Origin of the sequence: Niastella sp. (assembly GCF_045805085.1) — a bacterium.
GTDB lineage: Bacteria > Bacteroidota > Bacteroidia > Chitinophagales > Chitinophagaceae > Niastella.
Genome location: NZ_JBJMLX010000319.1, coordinates 19216 through 27346, shown reverse-complemented (window position 1 = coordinate 27346; position 8131 = coordinate 19216). Strand labels below are relative to the sequence as shown.

Annotated in this window: 3 protein-coding genes; all 3 read left to right on the top strand. The window is 44.6% G+C overall.

Annotation, left to right across the window (positions count from 1 at the left end; translation table 11 throughout):
• The first annotated feature begins 79 nt into the window (after positions 1-79).
• The 3 genes from ACJ751_RS16760 (at position 80) to ACJ751_RS16750 (ending at position 8117) form a co-directional block, all read left to right on the top strand.
• Positions 80-3067: a SusC/RagA family TonB-linked outer membrane protein gene (locus ACJ751_RS16760; RefSeq protein ID WP_407746671.1), complete on the top strand. Its 2988-nt coding sequence runs from the start codon at positions 80-82 to the stop codon at positions 3065-3067.
• A gap of 21 nt (positions 3068-3088) precedes the next feature.
• On the top strand, positions 3089-4687 hold the full coding sequence (locus ACJ751_RS16755) for a RagB/SusD family nutrient uptake outer membrane protein (protein WP_407746670.1): 1599 nt from the start codon (positions 3089-3091) through the stop codon (positions 4685-4687).
• 112 nt (positions 4688-4799) lie between these two features.
• Positions 4800-8117 carry a VCBS repeat-containing protein gene (locus ACJ751_RS16750; protein WP_407746669.1) on the top strand — a complete coding sequence of 1106 codons (3318 nt, stop codon included), beginning with the start codon at positions 4800-4802 and terminating at the stop codon, positions 8115-8117.
• Positions 8118-8131 lie beyond the last annotated feature (14 nt).

Genomic DNA, 8131 nt, shown 5'->3' with positions numbered 1-8131 from the left:
GGAATCTAAGAAATTAAGTATAATTGTGTATAGGTCACACATTGGTATCATTGTTTCTTAACCAATAACTACTTCTATTATGCCCTCAAAACGATTGCTAAAGGCAGTACTGCCTTTAATGTTTGCTATTTATTCTATCTCCGCTTATTCTCAAACAAAACAAATTACCGGTAGTGTTAAAGACAGCAAGGGAGCCGGCATTGCTGGCGCTTCTGTCGTTATTAAAGGTGCCCGAGGCGGTACCACTACCAATGCTGAAGGGATCTTCAGACTACCGGTGCCCGAAGCCACCAAAACGCTAACCGTGAGTGCGGTTGGCTTTACAACAACCGACGTAGACGTTTCAGCAACCAGCACAGTTGAGGTTGCGTTAGTTGAAAGCAACAACAGCCTGAACGAAGTGATTGTTGTGGGTTATGGTACGGTAAAAAAACGAGACCTGACGGGCTCGGTATCTTCAGTAACTGCCAAGGATTTTAACCGCGGGCAGATCAATACGCCTGAGCAGCTGTTGCAAGGTAAAGTACCCGGGTTGCAGATCACCAACAGTAGTGGTCAGCCGGGTGGCCTTACCATTGTAAAGATCAGGGGTAACAACTCCATCAGAACCGGTAATACGCCATTGTATGTAGTGGATGGGATCCCGTTGGATGGAAGAACGGCCCGCCCCGACTTTGCTCCTTCTGGTGTTGGGACTACGCCTGCGAGTGACCCGCTCACTTTTATAAATCCCAATGAGATCTCCGATGTGCAGGTATTAAAGGATGCTTCTGCTTCCGCTATTTATGGTTCACGTGGCGCAAACGGTGTTGTATTGATAACTACCAAGAAAGGGACTGCAGGCATAATGAAGATCGACGCCAATGCATCAGCAGGATTTAGCAATGAAATGCGCAAGATAAAAGTGCTTGATGCAGGTGGGTACCGGTCGGCCCTTGCAAAATATGGCGCGCCCCTGTCCGATTCCGGCGCAAGCATTAAACCATTCGATGAGATCCTTCGGCATGGCTTTACCCAGAATTACTCATTGGCCTTCAGTGGCGGATCTGAAAATGGCCGTTACCGCGCTTCCTTCTTTGTGGGTGACCAGGACGGCATCATTTTAAAAACGAACCTGAAAAAGTATACCGGCAACTTTAATGGTCAATATAAATTCTTTGATAAAAAGTTAAGCATTGACTTTAGTGCTACTGCTTCCCATGTTGCAGAGCAGGTGGCTCCCATATCGCAGGATGCGGGCAGTAACGGTAACCTGATATCGCTGGCATTGATCTGGAACCCGACACTGCCACTGAGACATAGCGATGGAACCTATAATCAGGCAAATCCCAGCGGTCAGGTTAATCCGCTGGCTTTATCAGACGCTTATAACGATTACGTAAACATTACTACCCTGCTGGGAAATGTAAGCGCTGGTTACAAGTTCACCGACTGGTTAGAATATAAATTCCTGTATGGCCTTAACTATGGCCGGGGCGACAGAAAGGGTGAAATACAGGGCTGGATAAAAGGTACCGGTGGTGATGCCCCCGCAAAAGGCCTTGCTGCCGTATATGGCAGGAATTTATCTTCACAAACAATTACCCATACCCTTAATTTTAATAAAGACCTCACAGACGACTTTTCTTTGAATGCATTGGTAGGATATGAATACTGGAAAACCAATTACTGGGGCGCCACCACATACGTATATGATTTCCCCTATAATCTTACGGAAGCCAATCGCACAGGCATACATTACTACGATAATATGGCTGCAGGCAAACAGGGTAATTTACAGGCCGGTTCCTTCCGCGATCCACTGACTGAAATTCAAAGCGTTTTTGCCCGGGCTGTTTTCAGTTACCATGCAAGATATTCATTGACAGCCACTTTCCGCCGTGATGGTTCAAGCAAGTTCGGCTCCAATAACAAATACGCCAACTTCCCGGCTGTAGCAGCAAAATGGACCATTAGTAGCGAAGATTTTATGCATGACCAGAAGTTGTTCAAAACACTGAGTCTAAGATTGGGTTATGGTGAAACGGGAAACCAGGAGTTTCCGTCTAATGCGGCGCTTGATGTATACCAGTATACCAATAATGCCACATTAACAACCGTACATTTTGGCAACCCGGATCTGAAATGGGAAACCGTGAAATCTGTTGATGCCGGTCTTGATTTTGAACTGTTGAACGGCAGGATCTATGGTACAGTAGATTATTTCAACAAAAAAACAACCAATCCTATTATTCTTAAAACAATTTCGCAACCTTTCCCCGGGGCCAGCCAATACATAAATATAACTGATGCCTATGTAAGAAATAATGGGGTGGAGGCTAGTTTGGGTGGAGAGATCGTTACCGGTAAGGATTTTACCTGGAGTGCTAGTGGAAACGTAACAATCCTGAAGAACAAATTTGTGTATCCTGCGGCAGGAACCGCTCCATTTTTATTAACAGGTGCGTTACATGGCCAGGGAACCAGTGGCGCCTATTCTGAAGCTATTGCCAATGGACAACCATTAAACGTTTTTTGGCTGCCAGAGTTTACAGGATTTGATAAAGATGGTATAGGCTCATATGCCAATAAAGGCACTCCGCAATATGTTGCCGACCCTAACCCCAAAGCCTACATGGGTTTCAATACAGATATCGGTTATAAAAAATGGAATTTAAACCTGGGCGCACACGGCCAGTTTGGCAACAAATTGTACAACAATACGGCAATGAGTGTGCTGAACATTTCGAATATTGTTGGTGGCCGTAACATAGCAGAAGGATTACCGGGTACCTCAGAGAATGTGGCAAATAACATCGCCACTTCAACCCGCTTCCTCGAAAAAGGCAGTTATGTAAAACTACACAACGCCAGTCTGCGGTATACATTTGGCAATATTGGCAACCAGATTAAAAACCTCAGTGTGTCTGCAACCGTAAACAATGTCTTTGTTATCTCAAAATACAAAGGCTTTGATCCGGAAGTGAATGTTGATAAAGCGCTGAATGGCGTACCATCACTGGGCGTTGATTATATTGGTTATCCTACCCAAAGGACCTTTTTATTAGGTGTAAGTTTTCAATTATAACTGTTACTTAAATAATACAATATGAAACTTAAATATATATCGATACTCGGGTTGGTGACTGTTATGGGTTGTACGAAACTGGATCAGAGTTTAAATGATAGCTTTACAACCGGCTCGCAAAACGCAGATGTGAATGCATTACTGAATGCAGCCTATAACAGCATGAATGCACTGATGCATGCCCAGGACCAATTATTTTCCTTACAGGAAACAACAACCGATGAAGCGTTGATACCCACCCGTGGCGGTGACTGGGACGACAATGGCGTTTGGCGGGTGCTGCATGCCCATACCTGGAACGTAATACATGCACAGTTTAAAACTGTATATAATAATCTGGGCGGCCTGCAAAGTTCGGCCCTGACCGTCCTGGCATTTAATCCCAATCCGACCCAGCGGGCAGAAGCATTATTCCTGCGGTCCTTGTCTCAGTTTTATTTACTCGACCTGTTTGGCCAGGTGCCCTACCGCACTGTCGCCGGATACAACAGCCTTGAACCAGCCCCGGTAATGACCCCCGCACAGGCAGTGGATACTTTGGTGACTACTTTGACTTCAATTATTCCGCAATTATCTGATAGCAGTAAGCCTTACAGAGCAAGTCCGGATGCTGCCCGTTTTTTATTAATGAAAGTGTTATTGAACAAAGGTGCTTTTTTGAACAGGCAACAGCCCACTTTTGCTGATGCCGATATGCAGCAGGTGGTGGCATTAGGCACCGCCATACAAGGCTCATCCAAACCCAATTCACTCACGCCCAATTATTTTGATAATTTCGGTCCTTCCAATGCAAGCACTTCAAAAGAGGCGATCTTTTCATGGCCGAATGCAGGAACTGCTACTAATAACGGAATCAACAGTGGTGGCATTAATGCCCGCTGGATGATGACCCTGCACTATAACTCCTGGGATAAGAACAACACTTTTGGCAGCGCGGGCTGGAATGGATTTACTACTGTAGCCGATTTTTACAATACATTCGATGCAAGTGATAGCAGGAAGGGTGGTGTAGACTATCCTGGTGTTACCGACCAGTCAGGATTAAAACCTGGCCTTGTAGTTGGACAGCAATTGAATGAAAACAAGCAGCCCCTAAAAGATCGTCAGGGGAATCCCCTTTCATTTACAACAGATGTAAAGCTGGTTGAAATTGAGAAAAGCCGCCTGGAAGTGGCAGGTATCAGGGTCGTAAAATATCCGCCTGATTATTCCGCATATAACACTGGAAATCAAAGGAACCAATTACAAATGTTCCGCTATGCCGATGTGCTTTTAATGATGGCAGAAGCCAAGTTACGGCAATCGTCTGCTGATATGGCCGGCGCGTTGGTGTATGTAAACCAGCTAAGAACCGCCCGGGGCGCAACACCGTTGACCAGTATTACATTAGTTAATCCGGCTAATGTATATGACCCCAACACATTGCTGGCTGAAAGAGGCCGGGAATTGTATTTTGAAAGCTGGCGGCGGCAGGACCTCATCCGGTTTGGGGTATTCCTGAAACAATGGGCGTTGAAAGATGCTGACCCCGATCCGCAACGGAACCTGTTATTCCCTATTGCGCCTGACGAATTACTGGCTAATCCTAATTTGAAACAAAATCCTGGATACGGTGAATAAATTTTAATGCTTAAATTTATTGTATACACAAAGGTCATTATTTAATAATGACCTTTGTGCTTTCTGTAGCCATAAAGACGCACTCATTATATTCAATTATATTAATATCCGGATGCATTTACAAAGATTGCCTGTCTGTTTGCTCATCCTGGCTGTTTGTTATTCCTGTAACAATAAAAATGAGGCTTCCTCAACCCTGTTTGAGCTGGTTGAAAATTCCGGAATCAATTTCAATAACCAGGTGGTTGATCAGGAATATGATAACAGTTTTTTGTTCCGCAATTTTTATAATGGCGGCGGCGTGGCTATTGGCGATATCAATAACGATGGCCTGGCCGATGTACTGCTTACCTCGAATATGGATGAAAACAAACTGTACCTGAATAAAGGCGATTTTAAATTTGAAGACATTACTGCCAAAAGCGGCATGAAGCAGGACAGCATGTGGAGCACCGGCGCCGTAATGGTAGATATCAATAACGATGGCTGGCTCGATATGTATGTTTGCAATTCGGGTCATATGAAAAACGGCAACCGGCGAAATAAGCTTTACATCAACAATCATGATCTCACCTTTACAGAGGCTGCGGCCAAATACGGGCTGGCTGTTTCTGCCTACACTACCCAGGTTTCTTTTTTTGATTATGACCTCGATGGCGACCTGGATTGTTTTATGATCGATAACAGTCCCATGCCGGTGAATACCCTTGGTTACACCAACCGGCGCGACCTGCCGGCCGCAGCATGGCCGGTAGCCGATTTTGTAAAAGCTGGTGGTGATCACTTGTACCGCAACGACAACGGCCATTTTACCCAGGTAGATAAAGAAGCCGGCATCCATGGTACTTTAATGAGTTTCGGTCTCGGGGTATCTGTAGCAGACATCAATAACGACGGCTATCCTGATATCTACGTAGCCAACGATTCGTACGAGCGCGATTATTTATACATCAATCAACGCAACGGCACCTTTAAAGATGAAATGGAACAATGCATGAAGCAGAACAGCTTTTCATCGATGGGCGCCGATATAGCTGATATAAACAACGATGGGTATGCAGATATTTTCACCACCGATATGTTGCCGGATAATGATTACCGGTTAAAAACACTGGGCGCGTTCGATAACATCGATCAGTATCGAAATAAATTGAAAATAGGGTTCTACCATCAGTACATGAAAAACTGTCTGCAGATAAATAATGGCAATGGCACTTTTTCAGACGTTGCCAATTATAGTGGCGTATGTGCAAGCGACTGGAGCTGGGGCGCTTTGTTATTCGATGCAGATAACGATGGCCTGAATGATATTTATGTATGCAATGGTGTGAACCGTGATGTGACCGACCTTGACTTTATGGATTTCTTCGCCAATGATGTAATTCAAAAGATGGTATTGACGGGAAAGAAAGAAAAAGTGAATGAGGTATTGGAGCATATTCCTAAAACACCGGTGAGCAATAAAGCGTTCAGAAATTTAGGCAATTTGCAGTTTGCCGATGTAAGCAAAGCCTGGGGCTTTACCCAGCTTTCTTTTTCGAACGGGGCCGCCTATGCCGATCTGGATAACGACGGTGACCTTGACCTGGTTATCAATAACATGAATGGGCCTGCTTTTATTTATAAGAACCGGGCGAGCGAACGGCATATCAATCATCACATAAGTATCTTACTAAAAGAAAGCGATCAGAATACATATGCCATAGGCAGCAAAATAACCGTTCATGCCGGCGGTTCCATTATTACCCGCGAAGTGATCCCAAGCCGGGGTTTTCAATCGTCAATGGATTATAAACAGGTGATTGGTTTGGGAAAAACGGCCAGGATAGATTCCATGGTCATTATGTGGCCCGATCGTTCAACGGAAACTATTGTACATCCGGCTATAGATACAACGTTGGTATTTATGAAAGCCAATACCACTAAAAGCTCCCTGCCAGACACGCTGCAACATAATTCACTTTTGTTCACCCTGGCGCCCAATACATTTGATAAACATGTGGAAGATGATTATGTAGATTTCTATTACGAAAGAAATATTCCCGAAATACTTTCCCGCGAAGGGCCTAAAGTAGCTACTGCCGATGTGAATGGCGATGGGCTGATGGATATGTATATCGGTGGAACAAAAGATCACCCCGGACAATTATACATGCAGCAAAAGAGCGGTGGATTTATTAAAAAGCAGGTGCCGGTTTTTATGCAGTTCAAAGATTTTGAAGACGAGGCCGTTTTGTTCTTTGATTGCGATAAGGATGGCGATGTTGATTTGTTTATAGGACCGGGTGGAAATAATTCTCCCCCTTATAGTCGCGAAATGCAATGCCGGTTATTGAAAAATGATGGCAAAGGAAACTTTACTCTCGATGCGGCCGCGTTTAAAAGCAATGGCATGAACACCGGAGTAGCCATTGCCAATGATTTTGACCATGATGGCGACCTCGACCTGTTTGTGGGCAGCCGAAGCACGCCCCGTAATTATGGGGTGCCGCCTGAAAGTTATCTTTACCAGAATGATGGCCAGGGTCATTTCACAGATATTGCCAAAACAAAGAACCCCGATATTGCCAGTATTGGAATGGTAACGGGCGCCGTGTGGGCCGATGTAGCGGGCGATACCAGTAAGGAACTGATTATAGTTGGTGAGTGGATGGCGCCGCGGATATTTTCTTTTAACGGCGATCATTTTATAGAAGTGAAAAGCCATCTCGGGAACCTCTATGGCTGGTGGCAAACAATTGTAGCCACCGATATAAACCATGATGGCAAAACTGATCTGGTGCTGGGTAATGTAGGCGATAACTTCTATCTGCATCCCGATGCTGCCAACCCGGTTAAATTGTGGATCAATGATTTTAATAGCAATGGATCGGAAGATAAAATACTTACCCGTACCGTTGATAATCGGGATGTGCCGGTGTTTCTAAAACGGGAAATGCAGGATGAAATTCCTTCTATAAAGAAAGAGAATCTTAAGCATAAGGATTATGCGAAAAGATCCATCCAGGAATTGTTCCCCAAGGAAATTATAGATAAAAGCAATGTGAAGTTGTTTAATTATACCAGGTCGTGTGTGGCCATTAATAAAGGCAATGGCCAGTTTGCCATTCAGCCATTGCCCTACCAGGCACAACTATCTGTGGTAAATGCTATATTAAGTACAGATATAAACAAAGATGGGTTTCCTGACCTGGTGTTGGGTGGTAACAGATCAGGTTTTCCGCCGCAGTTTGGAAAACTGGATGCAAGCTATGGTGATGTATTGCTCAATAATGGCAAAGGCAGCTTTACCTGGCTGCCGGCAAGGCAATCGGGTCTGATGGTTGATGACGAAGTGCGCGACATTACCCTGATACCTGGCACTGGCGTGAATTATGTATTGTTTGCAAGAAACGACGATTACCCGGTTTTATACAGTATAAAAAAGTAAACAAGCGAATTGTA

Excerpts from the sequence above, each read along its gene's own strand:
- ACJ751_RS16760 (WP_407746671.1), top strand. The coding sequence starts at position 80 with ATGCCCTCAAAACGATTGCTAAAGGCAGTACTGCCTTTAATGTTTGCT.
- ACJ751_RS16755 (WP_407746670.1), top strand. The coding sequence starts at position 3,089 with ATGAAACTTAAATATATATCGATACTCGGGTTGGTGACTGTTATGGGT.
- ACJ751_RS16750 (WP_407746669.1), top strand. The coding sequence starts at position 4,800 with ATGCATTTACAAAGATTGCCTGTCTGTTTGCTCATCCTGGCTGTTTGT.